Raw genomic sequence first — 24,572 nt, 5'->3', positions numbered from 1 at the left:
TCCATGAGCCAAGACGGCGACTCCCGCGTGCGGACCCTGAACGTCGAGCTCGGCGAGCGGCGCTACCCGATCCACATCGGCGCCGGCCTGCTCGGTGAGCCGGGGCGGTTGTGCCCGCATCTGGCCGGCCGGCAGGTGATGATCGTCACCAACGAGACGGTCGCGCCGCTGTATCTCGAGACGCTCAAGCGCGGGCTCGACGCCGACCTCGAGGTCCGCGAGGTGGTGCTGCCCGATGGCGAGGCGACCAAGACCCTGGCCAGCGTGGAGCGCATCTGGGATGCCCTGCTGGCCGCCGGCTTCAATCGGCGCTGCACGCTGGTCGCGCTGGGTGGCGGGGTCATCGGCGACATGACCGGCTTCGCCGCCGCCTGCTACCAGCGCGGCGTGGCGTTCATCCAGGTGCCGACCACGCTGCTCTCCCAGGTCGACTCCTCGGTGGGCGGCAAGACCGGTGTCAATCACCCGCGCGGCAAGAACATGATCGGTGCCTTCTGGCAGCCGCGGGCGGTGCTGATCGACACTGCAACGCTGCGTACGCTGCCCGGGCGCGAGCTCTCGGCGGGGCTGGCCGAGGTGATCAAGTACGGGCTGATCCGCGATCGCGACTTCCTCGGCTGGCTCGAGGCGCAAATGCCGGCGCTGCGCGGGCTGGACGACACGGCCCTCGGCGAGGCGATCCGCCGCAGCTGTGCGATCAAGGCCGAGGTAGTGGCCGAGGACGAGACCGAGCAGGGCGTGCGCGCGCTGCTCAATCTGGGCCACACCTTCGGCCATGCCATCGAGGCGCACCAGGGCTACGGCGTCTGGCTGCACGGCGAGGCGGTGGGTGCCGGCATGGCCATGGCCGCCGCGCTGTCTCACCGGCTGGGCTGGCTCGAGGCGGACGACGTGGCGCGTGTCGAGGCCGTGCTCGACGCGGCCGGGCTGCCCGTGGCGGCGCCGGCGGCCATGGATGCCGAGGCGTTCATCGTCCGCATGCGCCTCGACAAGAAGAATCTCGACGATCGCATTCGCCTGGTGCTGCTGCAGGCATTGGGCGATGCCTGTCTGCACGATGCGACCCCGCCGGCCGAACTGGCCGCCTTCATCGACGCCTATCCGCGTGCCTGACTCGCACCGGCCCGGCGGCACCGCAAGCCCGCTCCTGGAGCGGGTTTTTTTGTGCCTGTCGGTCGGGGGGTTCTGTCAGCATTCGCATGACTCATGCAGGATTGGCATGGAGAAGATTGTCGACATGCCGGCCATTGACGAGGCGCTTCAGGGGGTTTGGGATTCGTTTCTAAGCCTTTGACAAGGCTGGGGTTTTTGCGTCGCTTTGCGCTAAGCTCGCGTTTTTTGGGCGGTTTATGGGGTCGGAATGTCGGTGCGAGAATTGCGCCGGCAGGCAAGAGTGGCTATTCTGGACGGCCTTTTCACGTCAGAAAGCGGTCCTTTCGAGGGGCCATAAAATAAGAAAATAACTTTCAAAAATATCATGCTTTCTGGATGGACACAAGTTCTGGATTACTGCGAGGCACGCCCATGATGAGAGGTCTCCACCAGCCTGGCGAATTCCGCGACAACTGTGGCTTCGGCCTGATTGCGCACATGGAGGGCCAGGCCAGCCACGACCTGCTGAAAACCGCCATCGAGTCGCTGACCTGCATGACCCACCGCGGCGGCATCGCCGCCGATGGCAAGACCGGCGACGGCTGCGGCCTGCTGTTCAAGATGCCGGTCGACTTCATGCGCGCCCTGGCGCGGGATTCGCTGGGGGTCGAGCTCGGCGCGCGCTTCGCCGTGGGCTGTGTCTTCCTGCCCGACGACGACGACCGCGAGACGCGGGCCCGCGAGACCCTGGAAGCCGAGCTCGACAAGCGCCATGTCCGGGTGCGCGGCTGGCGCGACGTGCCGGTCGACCCCGAGGTCTGCGGCCCGATGGCGCGGGAGTGCCTGCCGCGCATCCGCCAGCTCTTCGTCGAGCCCAGCGACGACCGCCTCGACCAGGCCTTCAACGTCGACCTGTTCATGGCCCGCCGCCTGGCCGAGGAAGCCCTGCGCGACGAGGAGGACTTCTACGTCTGCTCGCTGTCGTCGAAGGTGGTGTCCTACAAGGGCCTGATGATGCCCGTGGACCTGCCGACCTTCTATCACGACCTCGGCGACGAGCGCCTGGAGACCTCGATCTGCGTCTTCCACCAGCGCTTCTCCACCAACACCGCGCCGCGCTGGCCGCTGGCCCAGCCGTTCCGCTTCCTCGCCCACAACGGCGAGATCAACACCATCGAGGCCAACCGCGGCTGGGCCAACTCGCGCAAGGAAAACTTCGTCAGCGAGCAGCTGCCCGACATCACCGAGCTCGACGAGATCGTCAACACCGTGGGCTCCGACTCCTCGAGCATGGACAACATGCTCGAGGTGCTGCTCACCGGCGGCATGGACCTCTACAACGCCATCCGCATGATGGTGCCGCCGGCCTGGCAGAACGTCGAGACCATGGACGGCGAGCTGCGCGCCTTCTACGAATACAACTCCATGCACATGGAGCCCTGGGACGGCCCGGCGGGCCTGGTGATGACCGACGGCCGCCACGCCGTGTGCATGCTCGACCGCAACGGCCTGCGCCCGGCGCGCTGGGTGATCACCGACAACGGCTACATCACCCTGTCCTCCGAGGTCGGCGTGCACGACTATGCCCCGGAGAGCGTGGTGGCCAAGGGCCGCGTGGGCCCCGGCCAGGTGCTCGGCATCGACACCGAGACCGGCGAGGTGCTGCACACCCCCGACGTCGACAGCCGCCTCAAGTCCGCCTACCCCTACAAGCGCTGGCTCAAGGAGCACGCCCACTACCTGGAGTCCGCACTCACCGAGCTGGCGCGCTTCCAGCCCTTCGACCGCGACGTCCTGAACGTCCACCAGAAGATGTTCCAGGTCACCTTCGAGGAGCGTGACCAGCTGCTGCGCCCGCTCGCCGAGAGTGGCCAGGAGGCGGTCGGGTCGATGGGCGACGACACGCCGATGGCGGTGCTGTCGCGCCAGAGCCGGTTGCTCACCGACCACTTCCGGCAGAAGTTCGCCCAGGTCACCAACCCGCCGATCGACCCGCTGCGCGAGGCGATCGTGATGTCGCTGGAGACCTGCATCGGCGCCGAGCTCAACGTCTTCGAGGCGACGCCCGAGCACGCCAACCGCATCATCCTGACCACGCCGGTCCTCTCGCCGCGCAAGTTCACCGCGCTGGTGACCCAGGAGGACCCGGCCTTCCGCAGCCAGACGCTGGCGCTGTCCTACGACCCCGAGCGGGCGACCCTCAAGCAGGCGCTGCTGGCGCTGTGCGAACAGGCCGAGCAGGCGGCGCGCGAGGGTGTCGTGCTGCTGGTGCTCTCCGACGCCGAGCTGGAGAAGGGCAGGCTGCCGATCCACGCGGCGCTGGCCACCGGGGCGGTACACCATCATCTCGGTCGTCTGGCGCTGCGCCCGCGGGTCAACCTGGTCGTCGAGACCGGCTACGCCCGCGACGCCCACCAGATGGCGGTGCTCTTCGGGGTCGGCGCCACGGCGATCTACCCCTACCTGGCCTACCAGGTGATGGCCGACATGCACCGCAGCGGCGAGCTCACCGGCAACCCGGCGGACACCCGCGAGAACTACCGCAAGGGGCTGCAGAAGGGGCTCTACAAGATCCTCTCCAAGATGGGGATCTCGACGCTGGCCTCGTATCGCGGCTCGCAGCTGTTCGAGGCGGTGGGGCTGTCCTCCGAGATCATGGACCTGTGCTTCCCGGGCATGATGTCGCGCATCGAGGGTACCGGCTTCGCCGAGCTGCAGCTCCAGCAGGAGATGCTGGCCCGCGACGCCTGGATTCCGCGCAAGGGCATCCATCAGGGCGGGCTGGTCAAGTACGTCCACAACCACGAGTACCACGCCTACAACCCGGACATCGTCAAGGCGCTGCAGGAGGCGGTTCAGCAGGGCGACTACGCCAAGTGGAAGACGTTCGCGGCGCTGGTCAACGAGCGCCCGGTGGCGACCATCCGCGACCTCCTGACCCTCAAGCCGGCCCCCGAGCCGCTGCCGCTCGACGACATCGAGCCGGTCGAGGACCTGCTGCCGCGCTTCGACAGCGCCGGCATGAGTCTCGGCGCGCTGAGTCCGGAGGCCCACGAGGCGCTGGCCCAGGCGATGAACGAGACCGGCGGGCGCTCCAACTCCGGCGAGGGCGGCGAGGATCCGGCGCGCTACGGCACCATCCGCTCCTCCAAGATCAAGCAGATCGCCTCCGGGCGCTTTGGCGTCACGCCGGCCTATCTGGTCAACGCCGAGGTGCTGCAGATCAAGGTCGCCCAGGGCGCCAAGCCCGGCGAGGGCGGCCAGCTGCCCGGCGGCAAGGTCAACGAGCTGATCGCCCGGCTGCGCTACTCGGTGCCCGGCGTGACGCTGATCTCGCCGCCGCCGCACCACGACATCTACTCGATCGAGGACCTGGCGCAGCTGATCTTCGATCTCAAGCAGGTCAACCCGGACGCCCAGGTGTCGGTGAAGCTGGTCTCCGAGCCGGGCATCGGCACCATCGCCACCGGCGTGGCCAAGGCCTACGCCGACCTGATCACCGTCTCCGGCTATGACGGCGGCACCGCGGCCAGTCCGCTGACCTCGATCAAGCATGCCGGCTCGCCCTGGGAGCTGGGCCTGCCCGAGGTGCATCAGGCGCTGCGCATCAACGGCCTGCGCGACAAGATCCGCCTGCAGACCGACGGCGGCCTGAAGACCGGCCTCGACGTCATCAAGGCGGCGATCCTCGGCGCCGAGAGCTTCGGCTTCGGCACCGCGCCGATGGTCGCGCTGGGCTGCAAGTACCTGCGCATCTGCCACCTCAACAACTGCGCCACCGGTGTCGCCACCCAGCACCAGTACCTGCGCGACGAGCACTTCCGCGGCACCGTCGACATGGTCAAGCACTACTTCCGCTTCATCGCCGAGGAAGTGCGCGAGCTGATGGCCATGCTGGGCGTGCGCAAGCTCACCGACCTGATCGGCCGTACCGACCTGCTCGAGATCCTCGAGGGCGAGACCGCCGCGCAGCGCAAGCTCGACCTGACGCCACTGCTGACCAACGACTTCGTGCCCGCCGAGGCGCCGCAGTTCTGTCAGGTCAGCCGCAACGTGCCGCACGATCCGGGCGCCAAGAACCAGGAGGTGCTGGAGACCCTGATGCCGGCGATCGAGTCGCGCTCCGGCGGCGAGTTCGAGTTCACCATCACCAACTGCGACCGCAGCGTGGGCGCCCGCGCCTCGGGCGAGATCGCCAAGCGCTACGGCGAGGCCGGCCTCGAGGAGGCGCCGGTCGTCGCCCGCTTCACCGGCGTGGCGGGACAGAGCTTCGGGGTGTGGAACGCCCGTGGCCTGCACCTCTATCTGGAGGGGGATGCCAACGACTATGTCGGCAAGGGCATGAACGGCGGCAAGGTGGTGATCGTTCCGCCCCGCGCCAGCCGCTTCAAGTCCCACGAGACGGCGATCGTCGGCAACACCTGCCTGTACGGCGCCACCGGCGGCAAGCTGTTCGCCGCGGGCACCGCGGGCGAGCGCCTCGCGGTGCGCAACTCCGGCGTGCATGCCGTGGTCGAGGGGGCCGGCGATCACTGCTGCGAGTACATGACCGGCGGCCTGGTCGCCGTGCTCGGCGAGACCGGGGTCAACTTCGGTGCGGGCATGACCGGCGGCTTCGCCTACGTGCTCGACCAGGACCGCACCTTCGTCGACAAGTACAACCATGAGCTGGTGGAGATTCACCGCATCAATACCGAAGCCATGGAGGCCTACCGGCGCCACCTGCGCGAGGTGATCGAGGAGTATGTCGCCGAGACCGGCTCCGCCCGCGGTCGCGAGATTCTCGACGACTTCTCCGAGTTCATCCGCCATTTCTGGCTGGTCAAGCCCAAGGCGGCAAGCCTCAACGGCCTGCTCGCCGAATCCCGCCGGCGGCCCGAGTAGCGTGAGCTGCTCCATCGAATAGGAGAGGAGAGACGACCATGGCAAACCGTCTGAACAACGACTTCCAGTTCATCGATGTCGGCCGTCAGGATCCGCAGAAGAAGGATGCGCGCAAGCGGGCCCGGGAATTCGCCGAGATCTACGAGCCGTTCAAGCCCAGCGAGGCGGCCAGCCAGGCGCATCGCTGCCTGCACTGCGGCAACCCGTACTGCGAGTGGAAGTGCCCGGTCCACAACTACATTCCCAACTGGCTGAAGCTGGTCAACGAGGGCAACATCCTCGAGGCCGCCGAGCTCTCGCACCGGACCAACACCCTGCCCGAGGTGTGTGGCCGGGTGTGCCCGCAGGATCGCCTGTGCGAGGGCGACTGCACCCTCAACGACGGCTTCGGCGCGGTGACCATCGGCTCGGTGGAGAAGTACATCACCGACACCGCCTTCGCCATGGGCTGGCGCCCGGACATGTCCAAGGTGGCCTGGACCGACAAGCGCGTGGCGGTGATCGGCGCCGGCCCGGCGGGGCTGGGCTGCGCCGACATCCTGGTGCGCAACGGCGTCAAGCCGGTGGTCTACGACCGCTACCCGGAGATCGGCGGCCTGCTGACCTTCGGCATTCCCGAGTTCAAGCTCGAGAAGCACGTCATGGAGCGCCGCCGCGCGGTGTTCGAGGAGATGGGCGTCGAGTTCCGCCTGAACACCGAGATCGGCAGGGACGTCGCCATCGACGACCTGCTCGCGCAGTACGATGCGGTGTTCATGGGCATGGGCACCTACAAGTACATGCAGGGCGGCTTCCCCGGCGAGGACCTGCCGGGTGTCTACAAGGCGCTCGACTACCTGGTGGCCAACGTCAACCACTGCCTGGGCTTCGAGACGGACCCCGCCGACTACGTGTCGATGGAGGGCCGCCGCGTGGTGGTGCTGGGCGGCGGCGACACCGCCATGGACTGCAACCGCACGGCGATCCGCCAGGGCGCCACCGGCGTGACCTGCGCCTACCGTCGCGACGAGGAGAACATGCCCGGTTCCAAGCGCGAGGTGGCCAACGCCCGCGAGGAGGGCGTGGACTTCCTGTTCAACCGCCAGCCGGTGGCGGTGGTCGGCGAGGAGCGGGTCGAGGGCGTCAAGCTGGTGCGCACCCGCCTCGGCGAGCCCGACGAGAACGGCCGCCAGCGCCCCGAGGTGGTGCCCGGCTCCGAGGAGGTGCTGGCCTGCGACGCGGTGATCATCGCCTTCGGCTTCCAGCCCAGCGACATCCCCTGGTTCGCCGAGCAGGGCATCGAGATCGACGAGCGCGGCCGGGTGACCGCGCCCGAGCGCGGCCGCTTCGCCTTCCAGACCAGCAACGAGAAGGTCTTCGCCGGTGGCGACATGGTGCGTGGCTCCGACCTGGTGGTCACCGCCATCCACGAGGGGCGTCAGGCCGCCGAGGGCATCCTCGACTACCTCGGCGTGTAACGCCGGCGCGCGCCGCCCGCCCTCCACGCCGCCCCCGTCCCGACGGGGGCGGCGTCGTCATGGGCCCGGAATCGCCGGCTTGGGGGTGGTCGTCGCCCCGGCATACACTGACCGGGGCGACGATCACAGGAGGCCGGCGACATGGACGACACACTGGAAGCCCTGGGACTGGAGATTCCCGACTGCCTTCAGTTCGCGGATGACGGCGCGATTCCCAACAGCCACCTGGCCACGCTGGTGTTTCGCGCCCACCGCATCCCTCGCTCGGAGGGCGGCGATCGCGAGCGGCTGGCGGCCCTCTTCGGTGCGCGCTTCGCCGCCAGCGGCTGGCCCGCCAGCTGGCGGGGCGAGGTGTTCGACTATCACCATTACCATTCCACCGCGCACGAGGCGTTCGGCGTGCTCTCCGGCTGGGGACTGCTGCGCCTGGGCGGCGAGGCGGGACGTGACGTCGAGGTGCGTCGCGGCGACGTGCTGGTGCTGCCCGCCGGCACCGGGCACTGCCAGCGCGACGCCAGCGAGGACTTCCTGCTGCTGGCCGCCTATCCCGAGGACCAGCCGACGCTCGACCTGATCGGTGCCGACCCGGCCCGGCACGACGCCGCGGTGGCGCGCATCGCCGAGGTCTCGCAACCCGCCCGTGACCCGCTGGGCGGCGAGATGGCGCGCTGGTGGCCTGCCCCGAAGTGAGATGCCGGGACGGGCTCGGCGGGCCGCCTGGGCAAATTGAGCGCGCCGGGCGAATCTGCTATTCTGGCGTCCCATCCGGGCCTCGTCCCTCCAGGCCATACTGATCACGTTTCAACAGGTTCTCCATGACACGATATATCTTCGTGACCGGCGGCGTTGTGTCCTCACTCGGCAAGGGCATCGCGTCGGCCTCGCTGGCGGCGATTCTCGAGGCGCGTGGCCTCAAGGTCACCATGCTCAAGCTGGATCCGTACATTAACGTCGATCCGGGCACCATGAGCCCGTTCCAGCATGGCGAGGTGTTCGTCACCGAGGATGGCGCGGAGACCGATCTCGACCTGGGCCACTACGAGCGCTTCATCCGCACCAAGATGACCCAGGGCAACAACTTCACCACCGGCCGGGTCTACGAGCACGTGCTGCGCAAGGAGCGCCGCGGCGACTACCTGGGCGGCACGGTGCAGGTGATCCCGCACATCACCGACGAGATCAAGCGCCGGGTCTACGAGGGCGGCAAGGACTTCGACGTGGCGCTGGTGGAGATCGGCGGCACGGTGGGCGACATCGAGTCGCTGCCGTTCCTCGAGTCGATCCGCCAGATCCGCAGCGAAGTCGGTGCCAACCGCGCGCTGTTCATGCACCTGACGCTGGTGCCCTACATCAAGACCGCCGGCGAGACCAAGACCAAGCCGACCCAGCACAGCGTCAAGGAGCTGCGCTCGATCGGCATTCAGCCGGACATCCTGATCTGTCGCAGCGAGGTCGAGCTCGAGGAGAGCGAGCGGCGCAAGATCGCGCTGTTCACCAACGTCGAGGAGCGCGCCGTCGTCCCGCTGCAGGATGCCGACACCATCTATCGCATCCCGCTGATGCTCCACGAGCACGGCCTCGACGAGATCGTCTGTGACAAGCTGCGCCTCGAGGCCCAGCCCGCCGATCTCGCCGAGTGGGTGCATGTGCTCGATGCCAAGCTCAATCCGCTCAAGTCGATCAACATCGCCATGGTCGGCAAGTACATGGAGCTGCTCGACGCCTACAAGTCGCTCAACGAGGCGCTGATCCACGCCGGCATCCAGACCCGGATCAAGGTCAACATCGACTACATCGATTCCGAGGACATCGAGCGCCACGGCACCGAACGCCTGGCCGGCAAGGACGCGATCCTGGTGCCCGGGGGCTTCGGCGAGCGCGGGGTCGAGGGCAAGATCGCCACCGCCCGTTACGCGCGCGAGCACGGTGTTCCGTATCTGGGCATCTGCCTGGGGATGCAGGTGGCGGTGATCGAGTTCGCCCGCCACGTGGCCGGCTGGGAGGACGCCAACTCCACCGAGTTCACCCATGACACCCGCCACCCGGTGGTCGGCCTGATCACCGAGTGGGTCAACGCCGAGGGCAAGATCGAACTGCGCGACGAGGCCTCCGATCTCGGCGGCACCATGCGCCTGGGCGGTCAGGTCTGCCATCTCCGGGCCGGCTCGAAGGCCCGCGAGGCCTACGGCATGGACGCGATCACCGAGCGCCATCGCCATCGCTTCGAGGTCAACAACCAGTTCATCGAGCAGCTCGAGCAGGCCGGCCTGGTGGTGTCCGGCAAGAGCGTCGACAATTCCCTGGTGGAGATGGTCGAGCTGCCCGATCATCCGTGGTTCGTGGCCTGTCAGTTCCACCCCGAGTTCACCTCCACGCCGCGCGACGGCCATCCGCTGTTCACCGGCTTCGTCAACGCCGCGCTGGAGCACAAGACCCGGCGCCAGCGTGCCCAGTCTCCGACCCAGGATTGAAGCGCTGATGTCCGACATCACGCCGAAGACCCTCGAATTTGCCGGCCTCAGGGCCGGCAATTCATTGCCGCTGATGCTGTTCGGCGGCATGAACGTGCTGGAATCCCGCGAGCTGGCCCTCGAGGTCGCCGAGACCTATGTCGACGTGACCCGCCGGCTGGGCATGCCCTATGTCTTCAAGGCCAGCTTTGACAAGGCCAACCGCAGCTCGATCCATTCCTTCCGCGGCCCGGGGCTGGAAACCGGCCTGGCGTGGCTGGCCGAGATCAAGGCGCGCTACGGCGTGCCGGTGATCACCGACGTCCACGAGCCCTGGCAGGCCGCGCCGGCGGCCGAGGTCGCCGACGTCATCCAGCTGCCGGCCTTCCTGGCCCGTCAGACCGATCTGGTGGTGGCAATGGCGCGCACCGGCGCGGTGATCAACATCAAGAAGCCGCAGTTCCTGGCCCCGCACGAGATGCGCCACATCATCGCCAAGTGTCGCGAGGCCGGCAACGAGCGGGTGATTCTCTGCGAGCGCGGCTCGAGCTTCGGCTACAACAATCTGGTGGTCGACATGCTGGGCTTCGGTGACATGAAGCAGACCGGCCATCCGGTGTTCTTCGACGTCACCCACTCGCTGCAGCGCCCCGGCGGCCGTGCCGACAGTGCCGACGGACGTCGCGCCCAGGTCGCCGAGCTGGCCCGCGCCGGGGTCGCCGTGGGGCTGGCCGGATTGTTCCTCGAGGCGCATCCCGACCCCGACAACGCCAGGTGCGACGGCCCCTGTGCATTGCCGCTCGACCGGCTCGAGCCCTTCCTCGCTCAGCTCAAGGCGCTCGACGAGCTGGTCAAGGGGTTCGCGCCGCTGTCGATCACCTGAGCCGCCTGCCGCGCGACAGGTCACCATCGCGGAGCCGTGAAACCGCTACTCTCAACGCTGACAAAGGACGATTCACGATGAGCAAGATTGTCGATATCCAGGCCCTCGAGGTCCTCGACTCGCGGGGCAACCCCACGGTGCAGGCCGAGGTGACCCTCGACGACGGCGCCCACGGCGTGGCCTGTGCCCCGAGCGGCGCCTCCACCGGCTCCCGCGAGGCCCTGGAGCTGCGCGACGGTGACAAGGCCCGCTACCTGGGCAAGGGCGTGCTCAAGGCGGTCGAGGCGGTCAACGGCCGCATCCGCGAGGCGCTGGTCGGCATGGACGCGAGCGACCAGCGGGCGCTGGACAACGCCATGCTCGAACTCGACGGCACCGACAACAAGGCGAACCTCGGTGCCAATGCCATCCTCGCCGTGTCACTGGCCGCGGCCCGCGCCGCGGCGGTGGACAAGGGCGTGCCGCTGTACGCGCACATCGCCGAGCTCTACGGCCAGCCTGGGCAGTACCTGATGCCGGTGCCGATGATGAACATCCTCAACGGCGGCGAGCATGCCGACAACAACGTCGACATCCAGGAGTTCATGATCCAGCCGGTGGGCGCGCCGAACTTCCGCGAGGCGCTGCGCATGGGCGCGGAGGTCTTCCATGCCCTGAAGAAGGTGCTCGCAGGGCGCGGCCTGTCCACCGCGGTGGGCGACGAGGGCGGCTTCGCGCCCAACCTGGCCTCCAACGCCGAGGCCCTGGCGGTGATCAAGGAAGCCGTCGAGCAGGCCGGCTATGTCCTGGGTCGTGACATCACCCTGGCGCTCGACTGCGCCTCCTCCGAGTTCTACCAGGACGGTCAGTACAACCTGGCGGGCGAGGGCAAGTCCTACGATGCCGCCGGCTTCGCCGACTACCTGGCCGGGCTGTGCGACGACTACCCGATCGTCTCCATCGAGGACGGCATGGACGAGTCCGACTGGGACGGCTGGAAGGCGCTGACCGAGAAGCTGGGCGACAAGGTGCAGCTGGTCGGCGACGACCTGTTCGTCACCAACACCCGCATCCTCAAGCGCGGCATCGACGAGTCGATCGGCAACTCGATCCTGATCAAGTTCAACCAGATCGGCTCGCTGTCCGAGACCCTGGACGCCATCCGCATGGCCCAGGACGCCGGCTTCACCGCGGTGATCTCGCATCGCAGCGGCGAGACCGAGGACACCACCATCGCCGATCTGGCGGTGGCCACCTCCGCCGGCCAGATCAAGACCGGCTCGCTGTGCCGCTCGGATCGGGTCGCCAAGTACAACCGCCTGCTGGTGATCGAGCAGCAGCTCGGCGAGAAGGCCCGCTACCCCGGCCTCAAGGCCATCAAGGGGCAGGGCTGAACGGCCCCATCAGGCCTCAGCGCGTCGCCGGCCTGCCGGCGGCGCGCCCTCTCTCCCTCCCCTGTCAGCCATTGCCGACGGCTCTTGTAAGAGATTTCCTACATGGCCTGTCCGCTACGGCGGGCAACGCGCCGTACGCGCCGTCTTTTTTCGGTATAAGTTACTGTTTTAAAGGCTTATTCCTTGAGGATGGCGAGTCATTCCACCGGTGGTGGTCCGACCACCCGCTTGTGGCGATCCTGCAGTGCGGCAAAAATGGACGCGGGATACGGGAAAGCGAACCTGGTTCGCTACGGCAGGACGCCGCGGGATACGGCGAAATGCCACGGGATGAAAGACGGTCCGTCGCGACTGGCAGGACGCCATACGGGACAGGGAGCGGATCGAGGGAGGCGGGCAGAGGGAGCTGTCCGAAAGGGATTGCTTCTGGACAAGGCGGCCATCGGCCGCCTTTTTTCGTTGCCGGTCCGGCCCCTTGCGAGCCGGACTCGGAGACGCGATTCAGCGTTCGAGCAGCGGCTTCTTGCCGGACTTGCCGTCCCACTCGGCCGCGTCGGCCGGCGGGTCCTTCTTCTCGGTGATATTGGGCCATTCCTCGGCGAGCTCGGCGTTGAGCGCGATGAACTCCTGCTGGTCGTCGGGCAGTTCATCCTCGGAGTAGATGGCCTCGGCCGGGCACTCCGGCTCGCACAGGGCACAGTCGATGCATTCGTCGGGGTGAATCACCAGGAAGTTCGGCCCTTCGTAGAAGCAGTCGACCGGACAGACCTCGACGCAGTCGGTGTATTTGCACTTGATGCAGTTTTCGGTGACGACGAATGTCATGGTGTCTCCCTCGGATCATGGCGGGGCGGAGTCGACCGACATGTCCGGCACAGTCGGTCACGGCTGGTTATAAATGATGGGGCTATTATAAGGCCCTATTCTAAGTTGGCTCATTCTAGTCGCGGCCCGGCGGGAGCGGCAAGCGGGGCGATCGAACGATTGCGCATGAGATCATGCCCGCGCGTGCGGCTTCCTGCAGCCATTCTCGCCCGCGCCTAGAGCCGGTCTCGCCAGCGGTAGAGCAGCTCGAGCGCCCGGCGCGGCGTGAGCTCGTCCAGTGCCAGTTCGCCGAGCTCGTCGACCAGCGGGTGGCGGGGGCTGGCGAAGAGGTCGGGCTGCTGGGGTGGAGCGTCCGCCGGCGACGCCTCGACACCGGGACGATGCTGGCCCTGGTCGATCTCCTGCTGCTCCAGCCCGGTGAGCTTCTCGCGGGCCCGGGCCACCACGGCGGCAGGCACCCCGGCGAGCTGGGCCACCTGGAGGCCGTAGCTCTGGCTGGCCGGTCCCTCCTCGACGCGGTGCATGAAGACGATGCCGTCACCGTGCTCGGCGGCGGTCAGGTGCACGTTGGCCACGCCGTCGAGCTGCTCGGCCAGGGCGGTCATCTCGAAGTAATGGGTGGCGAACAGGGTCAGGGCGCGCACGCCCGCCAGGTGCTCGGCGCTGGCCCAGGCCAGCGACAGGCCGTCGAAGGTGCTGGTGCCGCGGCCGATCTCGTCCATCAATACCAGGCTCTCGGCGCTGGCGTTGTGCAGGATGCTGGCGGTCTCGGTCATCTCGACCATGAAGGTCGAGCGCCCGCCGGCCAGGTCGTCGCTGGAACCGATGCGGGTGAAGATGCGGTCCAGCGGGCCGATCTCGGCGCTGTCCGCCGGCACGAAGCTGCCGCAGTGGGCGAGCAGGGCGATCAGCGCCGCCTGGCGCATGTAGGTCGACTTGCCGCCCATGTTGGGGCCGGTGATCACCAGCATGTGGCGCTCGCGATCGAGCTGCAGGTCGTTGGGCACGAAGGGCGCATCGCTGACGTGCTCGACCACCGGGTGGCGCCCGCCGCGGATGGTCAGGCCGGGCGTCTCGGCGAGCCGCGGACACGCCAGATCGAGCGCCAGGGCGCGCTCGGCGAATGCCGCCAGCACGTCGAGCGCGGCCAGGGCGCGGCCGCTGGCCTGCAGGGCGTCCAGCTCGGCGCCCAGGGTGTCGAGCAGCCCCTCGTAGAGCAGCTTCTCGCGGGCCAGGGCGCGGGACTTGGCCGACAGGGCCTTGTCCTCGAACTCCTTGAGCTCGGGGATGATGAAGCGCTCGGCATTCTTCAGCGTCTGGCGGCGAATGTAGTCGGCCGGCGCCTCGCGGGCCTGGGCGCGGGGAATCTCGATGTAGTAGCCGTGCACCCGGTTGTAGCCGACCTTGAGGCCGGCCAGCCCGGTGCGTTCGCGCTCGCGGGTCTCCAGCCGCACCAGGTAGTCGCCGGCGTGCTCGGCCAGGCCGCGATGCTCGTCGAGTTCGGCGTCGAAGCCCTCGGCGATCACGCCACCGTCGCGGATCACCACCGGCGGGCTCTCGACCAGGGCACGCGTCAGGGTCTCGGCCAGCTCGGGATAGGGGCGGATGTGGCGCTTGAGCCCGTCCAGGGCGGAGCCCTCCTCGAGCGTGGTCAGGCTCGCCTGCAGCTCGGGCAGGGCGTTGAGCGCATCGCGCAGGCGGGCCAGGTCCCGCGGGCGAGCGCTGCGCAGCGCCACGCGGGCGAGGATGCGCTCGACGTCGCCGATGTGCTTGAGCGTCTCGCGCAGGTCGAGATGGCGCTCGCTGTCGAGCAGGCGCTGCACGGCGCCCTGACGCGCGATGACCTGGTCGCGGTCGCGCAGCGGACGATTGAGCCAGCGCTTGAGCAGCCGCGAGCCCATCGCCGTGGCGGTGGTGTCGAGCACGCTGGCCAGGGTGTTCTCGCTGCCGCCGCCGAGGTTGGTGTCGATCTCCAGGTTGCGGCGACTGGCGGCGTCGATGACCACCGACTCGTCGCGACTCTCCACGCCCAGCGCGGTGACGTGGGGCAGGCGCGAGCGCTGGGTGTCGCGGGCGTAGTCGACCAGCACCCCGGCGGCGGTGATCGCGCATTCCAGGTGAGCGCAGCCGAAGCCGCGCAGGTCGGCGACGCCGAACTGGTCGCACAGCAGGCGAGTCGCCGAGTCGTGATCGAACAGCCAGGCGCTCTGGCGCGTCAGCCCCGGGCGCTCGGCGAGGGCCGGCGGCAGCTCGAGGCCTTCGGCCACCAGCAGCTCGGCGGGGGCCAGGCGGTGGATCTCGGCGAGCAGGTCGGCCTCGCCGTCGACCTCCAGCACGCTGAAACGCCCGCTGGAAAGCTCCAGCCAGGCCAGCCCCCAGCGCTCGCCCTGCGGGTGCAGGGCCAGCAGCAGGTTGTCGCGCCGGGCGTCGAGCAGCGCCTCGTCGTGCAGGGTGCCGGGCGTGACGATGCGCACCACCTGGCGCTCCACCGGGCCCTTGCTGGTCGCCGGGTCGCCCATCTGCTCGCAGATGGCCACCGACTCGCCGGCCTTGACCAGCCGCGCCAGATACCCCTCGGCGCTGTGATAGGGCACGCCGGCCATGGGGATCGGCGCGCCCGCCGACTGACCGCGGGCGGTGAGCGTGATGTCGAGCAGCTGCGCGGCGCGCCTGGCGTCGTCGTAGAACAGCTCGTAGAAATCGCCCATGCGGTAGAAGAGCAGCACGTCGGGGTGCTCGCGCTTGATCTTCAGGTACTGGGCCATCATCGGCGTGTGGGTGGTCGACTTGCTGGCAACCGCGTCTGGCATGGCGTTGGAGGCTTCCCTGTGGCGTGGGCACATCCGTCGAAGACGGCGATCGTGGCCGGCCATTCTAGCGCAGTCGACGAGCGGGTCCACAGGCCGCCAGGGCGGGGCACGGGCGTGGCGGCTTCTGCTAAGCTGACGGCTCATGCACAGGGAGACGTGATACGGTGAATCACGGACGGATGCTGTCGCAACAGACGACCCGGGCGCTCGCCGAGCGCCTGCAGCGGTTCTGCCTGGAGCGGGGCGTGATGATCACCACCGCCGAGTCCTGTACCGGCGGCGGGGTGGCCAGCGCCATCACCGATATCGCCGGCAGCTCGGGGTACTTCGAGACCGGCTATGTCACCTATTCCAACGCCGCCAAGCAGCGACTGCTGGGCGTGCCGGAAGCGACCCTCGCCGAGCGGGGCGCGGTCAGCCGCGAGACCGTCGAGGCGATGGTCGCCGGGGCCTGCCATGAGAGCGGTGCCGACCTGGCGGTGGCGATCAGCGGCGTCGCCGGCCCCGGCGGCGGCAGCACCGACAAGCCGGTCGGCACGGTGTGGTTCGCCTGGGGTGACGCCCGGGCCTGTCGCAGTGAATGCCGCCACTTCGCGGGCGACCGCCGGGCCGTTCGCGAGCAGGCCGTGCACCGGGCGCTGGCCGGGCTGATCGAGGCGCTGACCGCTGCCGAAAGCGGTGCGAAGTGGACGCTGGAGGGATAGGCGGAGGCGGTTTTTTTCGTCATAATACTGGTCAATCATACAGTGTCCGGCAGGCGTCGGTTCGCGGCCCTTCCGCCCGTGTCGCCGGTGCTGCTTTCACGCGTTTTCAGGAGGCCTTTCATGGCACAGGACGACAATCGCACCAAGGCGCTCAACGCGGCGCTGTCCCAGATCGAGCGCCAGTTCGGCAAGGGTGCCGTGATGCGCATGGGCGACGCGCCCCGGGTGGCCATGCCGGCCGTTTCCACCGGCTCGCTGGGGCTGGACATCGCGCTGGGTATCGGCGGGCTGCCCTACGGTCGCGTGGTGGAAATCTACGGGCCGGAGTCCTCGGGCAAGACCACCCTGACCCTGTCGGTGATCGCCGAGGCGCAGAAGCAGGGCAAGACCTGCGCCTTCATCGACGCCGAGCACGCTCTCGACCCGAGCTATGCCGAGAAGCTCGGCGTCAACATCGACGACCTGCTGGTCTCGCAGCCGGACACCGGCGAGCAGGCCCTCGAGATCTGCGACATGCTGGTGCGCTCCGGCGGGGTCGACGTGATCATCGTCGACTCGGTGGCGGCCCTGACGCCGCGGGCCGAGATCGAGGGCGAGATGGGCGACTCCCACGTCGGCCTGCAGGCCCGCCTGATGTCCCAGGCGCTGCGCAAGATCACCGGCAACATCAAGAACGCCAACTGCATGGTGGTGTTCATCAACCAGATCCGCATGAAGATCGGCGTGATGTTCGGCAGCCCCGAGACCACCACCGGCGGCAACGCGCTGAAGTTCTACTCCAGTGTGCGTCTGGACATCCGCCGTACCGGCTCGGTCAAGCAGGGCGACGAGGTGACCGGCAACGAGACCCGCGTCAAGGTGGTCAAGAACAAGGTCTCGCCGCCGTTCCGCCAGGCCGAGTTCCAGATCCTCTACGGCAAGGGCATCTACCATGCCGGCGAGGTGGTCGATCTGGGCGTGCAGTGCAAGCTGATCGACAAGGCGGGCGCCTGGTACAGCTACCAGGGCAGCAAGATCGGCCAGGGCAAGGCCAATGCCGCCCAGTACCTCGAGGACAACCCGGCGGTGATGGAGGAGATCGAGAGCCAGATCCGCGCCCAGCTGCTCAACACGCCGGAACCCAAGGCCAAGGAAGGCGAGGCCGAAGCGGTCGAGACACCGCTCGAGGATCGTGACGAACTCATCTAGGCGGCCGTCATGACCCCGGATTCGCTTGCCACGCCGCGCGACGACGCCATCCGCCTGCTGGCGCGTCGCGAGTACGCCGCCGCCGAGCTGCGCACCCGCCTGACCGCCAGGGGCCATGAGCCGGCGGCGGTCGAGGCGGCCCTCGCCCGGCTGGCCGAGGAGGGGCTGCAGTCGGACGCGCGCTTCGTCGAGCACTTCGTGCGCAGCCGCATCCAGCGCGGCCAGGGGCCGGTCAAGATCCGCGCCGAACTCGGCCGGCGCGGCGTGGATGGCGAACTGATCGGCGCGGCCCTGGACGAGGCCGGCTGCGACTGGCAGGCGCTGGCCTGCGAGGTGCTGGCCAAGCGCTTCGACGGGCCCGGCGACGGGCCCCGCGAGCGGGCGCGACGCCAGCGCTTCCTGGCCGGGCGCGGCTTCGATGCCGGTCAGGTCCATCACGCCCTGGCTCATGCCTGGCGCGAGACCTGATCCCCCCGATGGCGGGCAGACCCGGTTCCCGAGGTTGCCTGCCCCTTTCCCGTCTCCTCTCTTTTCCCCACCGACCCGGCGACGGCACCGGTGCTCTCTTGCGCCGCCATTGACGGCCGCGTCTTTAGTCCCCCGCTGAACGCGTTATACTAGAGCGCCTTGCGACGGCTCAGGGCGGCCTGTTCCCGTCATCTTCCGGCTCGCTTCGCGCACGTTCGGTGTCGAGGCGTCGAGTGACTGCCATGGCCGCAGCGCCCTAACGCACATTGCCACGGATTTGCTATGAAAAGCGCAGATATCAGACAGGCCTTTCTGGCCTTCTTCGAGGAGCAGGGCCACACCATCGTGCCGTCGAGCTCGCTGGTGCCGGAGAACGACCCGACCCTGCTGTTCACCAATGCCGGCATGGTGCCGTTCAAGGATGTCTTCCTTGGCCGCGATCCGCGCCCCTACGTCCGCGCGACCTCGGCCCAGCGCTGCGTGCGCGCCGGCGGCAAGCACAACGACCTGGACAACGTCGGCTACACCGCGCGCCACCATACCTTCTTCGAGATGCTGGGCAACTTCAGCTTCGGCGACTACTTCAAGCGCGAGGCGATCCGCTTTGCCTGGACCTTCCTCACCGAGCGTCTGGGCCTGCCGGCCGACAAGCTGTGGGTCACCGTCCATGTCAGCGACGACGAGGCCGAGCGCATCTGGAAGGACGAGATCGGCGTCGATCCCGAGCGCTTCTCGAAGCTCGACGAGGACAACTTCTGGCAGATGGGCGACACCGGCCCCTGCGGCCCGAGCTCGGAGATCTTCTTCGATCACGGTCCCGAGGTGTGGGGCGGCCCTCCCGGCAGCCCGGAAGAGGACGGCGATCGCTACATCGAGATCTGGAACCTGGTGTTCATGCAGTACGATCGCGATGCCGCGGGTACCCTGACGCCGCTGCCCAAGCCGTCGATCGACACCGGCATGGGCCTGGAGCGCATCGCCGCGGTGATGCAGGGCGTGCACTCCAACTACCAGATCGACCTGTTCGCCAACCTGCTCAAGGCGGCGGCGGACGTCATCGGCCACCATGACATCACCACGCCCTCGCTGCGGGTGATCGCCGACCATATCCGCTCCTGTGCCTTCCTGATCGTCGATGGCGTGCTGCCCTCCAACGAGGGGCGCGGCTACGTGCTGCGCCGGATCATCCGTCGCGCGGTGCGCCACGGCCACAAGCTGGGTGCCCGCGAGCCGTTCTTCCACCGGCTGGTGGCGGCGCTCGACGCCGAGATGGGCGAGGCCTACCCGGAGCTGAGCAAGGCCCGCGAGCAGATCGAGAAGGTCCTGCTCAAGGAGGAGGAGCAGTTCGCGCGCACCCTCGATCACGGCATGGGCCTGCTCGAGGCGGCGCTGGCGGAGCTCGACGGCGAGGTGCTGGCCGGCGAGACCATCTTCAAGCTCTACGACACCTACGGCTTTCCCTTCGACCTGACCGCCGACATCTGCCGCGAGCGCGGCGTGACCCTCGACGAGGCCGGCTTCGAGCGCGAGCTCGAGGCCCAGCGCGAACGGGCCCGGGCGGCCAGCCAGTTCGGCGCCGACTACGGCGCGGCGATCGAGGTGGAGGGCGAGACCGCCTTCACCGGCTACGACCGGCTCGAGGACGAGGCCCGCATCACCGCCCTGGTCGATGGCGAGGGCAATGCGCTGGCGGCGCTGGAGGCCGGGCAGACGGGCGTGGTGGTGCTCGATCGCACGCCCTTCTACGGCGAGTCGGGCGGGCAGGCCGGCGACACCGGCTATCTCGAGGCCGACGGCGCGCGCTTCCAGGTGACCGACACCCAGAAGCAGGCCGGGCATCACCTGCACCATGGGGTGATGGTCGAGGGCGTGCTCGAGGTCGGCGGTCATGTCGCGCCGCGGGTGGACGCCTCGCTGCGAGCGGCGACCATGCGCAACCACTCGGCCACCCACCTACTCCACGAGGCACTCAAGCGGGTGCTGGGCGAGCATGTCCAGCAGAAGGGCTCGCTGGTGACCGCCGAGCGGTTGCGCTTCGACTTCAGCCATTTCGAGGCGCTGAGCGCCGAGCAGCTCACCGAGGTGGAGGCCATCGTCAATCGCGAGATCCTCGCCAATGCCGCGACGGGCATTGAGCACATGTCGCTCGACGAGGCCAGGGCGCGCGGTGCCGCAGCGCTGTTCGAGGCCAAGTACGGCGAGGACGTGCGGGTGCTGACCATCGGCAGCGACGGCTTCTCCGTCGAGCTGTGCGGCGGCACCCACGTGGCCCGCAGCGGCGACATCGGCGCCTTCCATATCCTCGCCGAGACCGGCATCGCCGCCGGCGTGCGGCGCATCGAGGCGGTCACCGGGGAGGGCGCGCTGGCCTACTTCCGGGAGCAGGAAGCCCGCCTGGCGCGGATCGGCGAGCGTCTGCGGGCCAAGCCCGAGCAGGTCGAGTCGCGGGTCGACGCCCTGCTCGAGCGCAACCGGGCGATGGAGAAGGAGCTCGAGCGGCTCAAGGCCAAGCTGGCCAGCGCGGCGAGCAACGACGTGCTTGCCGAGGTCCAGGAGGTGGCGGGCGTCAAGGTACTTGCCAGGCAGCTCGAGGGGGTCTCCGGCAAGGAGCTGCGCACCCTCATGGACCAGCTCAAGAACAAGCTGGGCTCCGGCATCCTGGTGCTCGGCGTGGCCGACGCGGATGCCGGCAAGGTCAGCCTGATCGCCGGGGTCACCGATGACCTGACCGGGCGGGTCAAGGCCGGGGCGCTGGTCAACCATGTCGCCGGCCAGGTCGGCGGCAAGGGCGGCGGACGCGCCGACATGGCCCAGGCCGGGGGCAGTCGCCCCGAGGCGTTGCCGTCGGCCCTGGCCGGCGTGCCCGACTGGGTCGCCCAGCAACTGGGCTGAGTGTTTCGCAAGGGCCGCGTGGCAGGATGTCACCGGCCCTTTCTCATGGTCGGGGCCGTGCGCTCCGGCCGGCGAAGGGTTTTCCATTCATGTTCCAACACGGATAGGCAACTCATGGCGCTATACGTACAGAAATTCGGCGGTACCTCGGTGGGCTCGGTCGAGCGCATCAAGGCCGTGGCCGAGAAAGTCAAGCGGTTCCGTGACGAAGGCCATCAGGTGGTGGTGGTCGTCTCGGCGATGAGCGGCGAGACCAACCGGCTGGTCGGGCTGGCCAACGAGATCAACGACGAGCCCACGCCGCGCGAGATGGACATGCTGGTTTCCACCGGCGAGCAGGTCACCATCTCGTTGATGGCCCTGGCCCTGCACAAGCTGGGCGTGCCGGCGACCTCGTACACCGGTTCGCAGGTGGGCATCCTCACCGACAGCGCCCACACCAAGGCGCGAATCCAGCGCATCGAGACCGACGAGATGCGCGAGGACCTGAACGACGGCAAGGTGGTCGTGGTCGCCGGCTTCCAGGGCGTCGACGAGGAGGGCAACATCACCACGCTGGGTCGCGGCGGCTCCGACACCACCGGGGTGGCGCTGGCCGCGGCGCTCCAGGCCGATGAGTGCCAGATCTACACCGATGTCGACGGCGTCTACACTACCGACCCGCGGGTGTGCTCCCGGGCCCGGCGCCTCGAGCGCATCACCGTCGAGGAGATGCTCGAGCTGGCCAGCCTGGGCTCCAAGGTCCTGCAGATTCGCGCCGTCGAGTTCGCCGGCAAGTACAATGTGCCGCTGCGTGTGCTGTCCAGCTTCGAGGATGGCCCCGGCACCCTGATCGTCGCTGATTCAGATGAAGAAGAGGATTCCATGGAAGAACCGCTGATCTCCGGTATCGCCTTCACGGCCAATGAAGCCAAGCTCACCCTGCTCAACACGCCGGATATCCCGGGGGTGGCCTCGAAGATTCTCGGCCCGATCGCCGATGCCAATATCGAAGTGGACATGATCGTCCAGAACGTGGCGCCGACCGGCAATTACACCGACTTTACCTTCACCGTCGCCAAGAGTGACTTCAAGCAGACCCAGCGGATTCTCCAGAATGAGGTGATTCCGGCGCTGGGCGAAGGGGAGCTGCGCGCCGACGACAACATCGCCAAGGTCTCCCTGGTCGGGGTCGGCATGCGCTCCCACGCCGGTGTCGCCTCCAAGATGTTCCGCGTGCTGGCCGAGGAGAACGTCAACATTCGCATGGTGTCCACCTCGGAAATCAAGATCTCGGTGGTGATCGACGAGAAGCACATGGAGCTGGCGGTTCGTGCCCTGCATGAAGCCTTCGGACTCGACAAGGATCGCGTGGAAAGCGAGTGAGCCATGCATAGGACCCGCAAGTGGTTCTACGCTGTAGGGGTGTAAGGATACACACGGTCCATAGCAGGGCTTTCATTCAACGTGACGATGAGGTCTCATTGGCCGCGTTGTTGGCCCGCAAGGAGCGTTTGGCGCATAATCAGCGCCGCGCTTCTTCTATGGACCATAGCTGTTGCGCACCCCGTTGGAAGAAGTCTGAAAGGAGATCAGCCATGCTCATCCTGACCCGCCGAGTCGGCGAGACACTCATGATCGGTGACGAAATTACCGTCACCGTGCTGGGGGTCAAGGGGAACCAGGTCCGAATCGGCGTCAACGCACCGAAGAACGTTTCCGTGCATCGCGAGGAAATCTATCAGCGTATTCAGCGCGAGCGGACGGAAAGCGACAGCGGAGAGGTCGAAACCTGATCGAGGCGGGGGATCGCGAGTCAGTCAGCATGATCGGCGTTACCCCGCAATTTCGATCTCTCGGAGCAGCAGGGAGCCTGTCGCATGGCCCCACCGCCGGACCGCCGACAGAAAAATTGCCACAAGGGTGGACAAGGCCCAGTAAAATCGGTAATCTACGCGCCGTGTTGATGAGGGAGAGATGGCCGAGTGGCTGAAGGCGCTCCCCTGCTAAGGGAGTATAGGGTTTATAGCCCTATCGAGGGTTCGAATCCCTCTCTCTCCGCCATTCAACATGTGAAGACGGTAGTGAGCGCCCGTAGCTCAGCTGGATAGAGTACCTGACTACGAATCAGGTGGTCGGAGGTTCGAATCCTCCCGGGCGCGCCATCTTCTCCGGTCGAACGCATCCGTGATGCGGAACGTTCACCAAAGACGCCATGACGCCGTCACAGAAGTTGCGTCATCGACATCGCTGACTTGATGTCGACAATCTGTAAAGCGCCCGTAGCTCAGCTGGATAGAGTACCTGACTACGAATCAGGTGGTCGGAGGTTCGAATCCTCCCGGGCGCGCCAGAATTGCATCCGCCCTCCCTCCCGGGAGGGCGGATTTCGTTGGTAACCGCGTTTTTCCTTGGCAGCTGATGGTCTGCCGGCGTCGCGAGCCGGTACCCTGTAGCGGTCGTCTCGAGGCGCGTCGCATTCTGCGGCGCGCCTCTTTTTTTGCCACCGGCCGGGCCCGGGCGGGGTTCAGACGGCCAGCGTGGCGGCTTCGTGGTGCGCCTGGGGCGATTCGCGGCAGGGAGCCTGCAAGCCGGCGAGAAACGCCTCCAGCCGCGTCTCGCGGCGCAGGGTCGCAAAGCGTCGGGCCGCCTCGGCATCGCGGCCGCGCATGATGTTGAGCCACTGCTTGAGCAGCGACACCACCACCTTTTCCGGCAGGTTGCGGCGCTGGTAGTCGGCGTAGCGGCACAGCACGTCGGCGCGGATCTGCCAGACCGTGTCGGGCAGGCACTCGCCGGTGCGCTGCCAGTGGCGGATGCGGTATGGCAGCAGCGGGTCGGCCAGCACGGCCCGGCCCAGCATCACGTCCTCGCAGCCGGACAGGCTGCGAGCCTTCCAGTAGTCGGCCAGGCACCAGATGTCGCCGTTGGCGATCACCGGAATCGTCAGCTGCGCCCGGATGCGGGCGATCCATTCCCAGTGGGCGGGCGGCCGGTAACCCTCGTTGCGGGTGCGTGCATGCACGACCAGATGATGGGCGCCACCGGCTTCCGCCGCCCGCGCGCAGGCCACGCCCAGCTGCTTGTCGGCAAAGCCCAGGCGGATCTTGGCGGTCACCGGGATGGTGTCTTCCACGGCGCCGGCCACCGCGGCGACGGCCTGTTCGACCCGGCGCGGATCGCGTAGCAGGCTGGCCCCGCCGTCATGGCGATTGACGGTCTTGGCCGGGCAGCCGAAGTTCAGATCGAGACTGGTAGCGCCGAGCGCGAGCGCCTGGCGGGCATTGGCGGCCAGGGCCTGCGGGTCGGAGCCCAGCAGCTGCAAGTGAACGGGGACGCCGGCGGGGGTGACGACGCAGGACTGACGCAGTTCGGGGCAGTGCTTGTAGAAGACCCGCGGCGGCAGGCGCGCGTCGACAACGCGCACGAATTCGGTGACCGTCCAGTCCAGCCCCTCCTCGCGGGTGAGCAGGTCGCGGGTGACGGCGTCGATCACGCCTTCCATGGGGGCCAGGCCGATCCGGCCCGGATAACGTAAAGCCTGCACCGGCGAGTGCCTCCTGCCGC

The 24,572-nt window shown here is 67.9% G+C and carries 16 protein-coding genes and 3 tRNA genes; 16 read left to right on the top strand and 3 right to left on the bottom strand.

Translation table 11 applies throughout. The features are described 5' to 3' along the window. The first annotated feature begins 3 nt into the window (after positions 1-3). The 7 genes from aroB to eno all read left to right on the top strand — a co-directional run bounded on the left by aroB (position 4) and on the right by eno (position 12,139). On the top strand, positions 4-1,113 hold the full coding sequence (gene aroB / locus KGQ91_RS01845) for a 3-dehydroquinate synthase (protein WP_163649735.1): 1,110 nt from the start codon (positions 4-6) through the stop codon (positions 1,111-1,113). A gap of 411 nt (positions 1,114-1,524) precedes the next feature. Then, positions 1,525-5,976, top strand: a complete 4,452-nt coding sequence (gltB, locus tag KGQ91_RS01840) for a glutamate synthase large subunit (RefSeq protein WP_224420130.1) — start codon at positions 1,525-1,527, stop codon at positions 5,974-5,976. A 38-nt stretch (positions 5,977-6,014) separates the two neighbouring features. Beyond that, a complete protein-coding gene (locus tag KGQ91_RS01835) occupies positions 6,015-7,433 on the top strand; it encodes an FAD-dependent oxidoreductase (RefSeq protein WP_163649737.1) in 1,419 nt (472 codons plus the stop codon). A 141-nt stretch (positions 7,434-7,574) separates the two neighbouring features. After that, complete coding sequence (locus KGQ91_RS01830; RefSeq protein WP_224416508.1) at positions 7,575-8,123, top strand: cupin domain-containing protein; 549 nt, start codon at positions 7,575-7,577, stop codon at positions 8,121-8,123. Positions 8,124-8,248: 125 nt separating this feature from the next. Continuing rightward, positions 8,249-9,904, top strand: a complete 1,656-nt coding sequence (locus KGQ91_RS01825; RefSeq protein ID WP_224420129.1) for a CTP synthase — start codon at positions 8,249-8,251, stop codon at positions 9,902-9,904. 7 nt (positions 9,905-9,911) lie between these two features. Beyond that, on the top strand, positions 9,912-10,766 hold the full coding sequence (kdsA, locus tag KGQ91_RS01820; protein ID WP_224420128.1) for a 3-deoxy-8-phosphooctulonate synthase: 855 nt from the start codon (positions 9,912-9,914) through the stop codon (positions 10,764-10,766). 77 nt (positions 10,767-10,843) lie between these two features. Next, entirely contained in the window at positions 10,844-12,139 is a 1,296-nt protein-coding gene (gene eno, locus KGQ91_RS01815) for a phosphopyruvate hydratase (protein ID WP_224416511.1), read from the top strand. 501 nt (positions 12,140-12,640) lie between these two features. Here eno and fdxA read toward each other — a convergent pair. Both fdxA and mutS read right to left on the bottom strand, forming a co-directional pair. Continuing rightward, positions 12,641-12,964, bottom strand: coding sequence for a ferredoxin FdxA (fdxA, locus tag KGQ91_RS01810; protein WP_224416512.1), 324 nt, complete (start codon positions 12,962-12,964; stop codon positions 12,641-12,643). Between the two features lie 215 nt (positions 12,965-13,179). Next, on the bottom strand, positions 13,180-15,774 hold the full coding sequence (gene mutS / locus KGQ91_RS01805) for a DNA mismatch repair protein MutS (RefSeq protein ID WP_224420127.1): 2,595 nt from the start codon (positions 15,772-15,774) through the stop codon (positions 13,180-13,182). A gap of 179 nt (positions 15,775-15,953) precedes the next feature. Between mutS and KGQ91_RS01800 the strand changes: the two genes are divergently transcribed. The 9 genes from KGQ91_RS01800 (at position 15,954) to KGQ91_RS01760 (ending at position 23,358) form a co-directional block, all read left to right on the top strand. After that, complete coding sequence (locus KGQ91_RS01800; protein WP_224420126.1) at positions 15,954-16,478, top strand: CinA family protein; 525 nt, start codon at positions 15,954-15,956, stop codon at positions 16,476-16,478. A gap of 120 nt (positions 16,479-16,598) precedes the next feature. Continuing rightward, a complete protein-coding gene (gene recA / locus KGQ91_RS01795; RefSeq protein ID WP_224420125.1) occupies positions 16,599-17,666 on the top strand; it encodes a recombinase RecA in 1,068 nt (355 codons plus the stop codon). 9 nt (positions 17,667-17,675) lie between these two features. Next, positions 17,676-18,134 carry a regulatory protein RecX gene (locus tag KGQ91_RS01790; protein ID WP_163649745.1) on the top strand — a complete coding sequence of 153 codons (459 nt, stop codon included), beginning with the start codon at positions 17,676-17,678 and terminating at the stop codon, positions 18,132-18,134. Between the two features lie 282 nt (positions 18,135-18,416). Continuing rightward, complete coding sequence (alaS, locus tag KGQ91_RS01785) at positions 18,417-21,026, top strand: alanine--tRNA ligase (RefSeq protein ID WP_224420124.1); 2,610 nt, start codon at positions 18,417-18,419, stop codon at positions 21,024-21,026. A gap of 114 nt (positions 21,027-21,140) precedes the next feature. Then, positions 21,141-22,391, top strand: coding sequence for an aspartate kinase (locus KGQ91_RS01780; RefSeq protein WP_224420123.1), 1,251 nt, complete (start codon positions 21,141-21,143; stop codon positions 22,389-22,391). A 212-nt stretch (positions 22,392-22,603) separates the two neighbouring features. Continuing rightward, positions 22,604-22,801 carry a carbon storage regulator CsrA gene (gene csrA / locus KGQ91_RS01775; protein ID WP_224420122.1) on the top strand — a complete coding sequence of 66 codons (198 nt, stop codon included), beginning with the start codon at positions 22,604-22,606 and terminating at the stop codon, positions 22,799-22,801. Positions 22,802-22,976: 175 nt separating this feature from the next. Then, positions 22,977-23,069, top strand: a tRNA-Ser gene (locus KGQ91_RS01770). A 24-nt stretch (positions 23,070-23,093) separates the two neighbouring features. Continuing rightward, a tRNA-Arg gene (locus KGQ91_RS01765) sits at positions 23,094-23,170 on the top strand. A gap of 111 nt (positions 23,171-23,281) precedes the next feature. After that, positions 23,282-23,358, top strand: a tRNA-Arg gene (locus tag KGQ91_RS01760). Positions 23,359-23,532: 174 nt separating this feature from the next. Here the strand turns inward: KGQ91_RS01760 and KGQ91_RS01755 are convergent. Next, positions 23,533-24,510, bottom strand: a complete 978-nt coding sequence (locus KGQ91_RS01755) for a tRNA dihydrouridine synthase (RefSeq protein WP_224421365.1) — start codon at positions 24,508-24,510, stop codon at positions 23,533-23,535. Positions 24,511-24,572: the final 62 nt, after the last annotated feature.

The organism is Modicisalibacter tunisiensis, assembly GCF_020148005.1.
GTDB lineage: Bacteria > Pseudomonadota > Gammaproteobacteria > Pseudomonadales > Halomonadaceae > Modicisalibacter > Modicisalibacter tunisiensis.
Note: the sequence above shows the minus strand (reverse complement) of the source record. Positions and strands in the feature narration are given on the sequence as shown.

Coding starts and splice junctions, on each gene's coding strand:
- aroB (WP_163649735.1), top strand. CDS start 4: ATGAGCCAAGACGGCGACTCCCGCGTGCGGACCCTGAACGTCGAGCTC.
- gltB (WP_224420130.1), top strand. CDS start 1,525: ATGATGAGAGGTCTCCACCAGCCTGGCGAATTCCGCGACAACTGTGGC.
- KGQ91_RS01835 (WP_163649737.1), top strand. CDS start 6,015: ATGGCAAACCGTCTGAACAACGACTTCCAGTTCATCGATGTCGGCCGT.
- KGQ91_RS01830 (WP_224416508.1), top strand. CDS start 7,575: ATGGACGACACACTGGAAGCCCTGGGACTGGAGATTCCCGACTGCCTT.
- KGQ91_RS01825 (WP_224420129.1), top strand. CDS start 8,249: ATGACACGATATATCTTCGTGACCGGCGGCGTTGTGTCCTCACTCGGC.
- kdsA (WP_224420128.1), top strand. CDS start 9,912: ATGTCCGACATCACGCCGAAGACCCTCGAATTTGCCGGCCTCAGGGCC.
- eno (WP_224416511.1), top strand. CDS start 10,844: ATGAGCAAGATTGTCGATATCCAGGCCCTCGAGGTCCTCGACTCGCGG.
- fdxA (WP_224416512.1), bottom strand. CDS start 12,964: ATGACATTCGTCGTCACCGAAAACTGCATCAAGTGCAAATACACCGAC.
- mutS (WP_224420127.1), bottom strand. CDS start 15,774: ATGCCAGACGCGGTTGCCAGCAAGTCGACCACCCACACGCCGATGATG.
- KGQ91_RS01800 (WP_224420126.1), top strand. CDS start 15,954: ATGCTGTCGCAACAGACGACCCGGGCGCTCGCCGAGCGCCTGCAGCGG.
- recA (WP_224420125.1), top strand. CDS start 16,599: ATGGCACAGGACGACAATCGCACCAAGGCGCTCAACGCGGCGCTGTCC.
- KGQ91_RS01790 (WP_163649745.1), top strand. CDS start 17,676: ATGACCCCGGATTCGCTTGCCACGCCGCGCGACGACGCCATCCGCCTG.
- alaS (WP_224420124.1), top strand. CDS start 18,417: ATGAAAAGCGCAGATATCAGACAGGCCTTTCTGGCCTTCTTCGAGGAG.
- KGQ91_RS01780 (WP_224420123.1), top strand. CDS start 21,141: ATGGCGCTATACGTACAGAAATTCGGCGGTACCTCGGTGGGCTCGGTC.
- csrA (WP_224420122.1), top strand. CDS start 22,604: ATGCTCATCCTGACCCGCCGAGTCGGCGAGACACTCATGATCGGTGAC.
- KGQ91_RS01755 (WP_224421365.1), bottom strand. CDS start 24,510: ATGGAAGGCGTGATCGACGCCGTCACCCGCGACCTGCTCACCCGCGAG.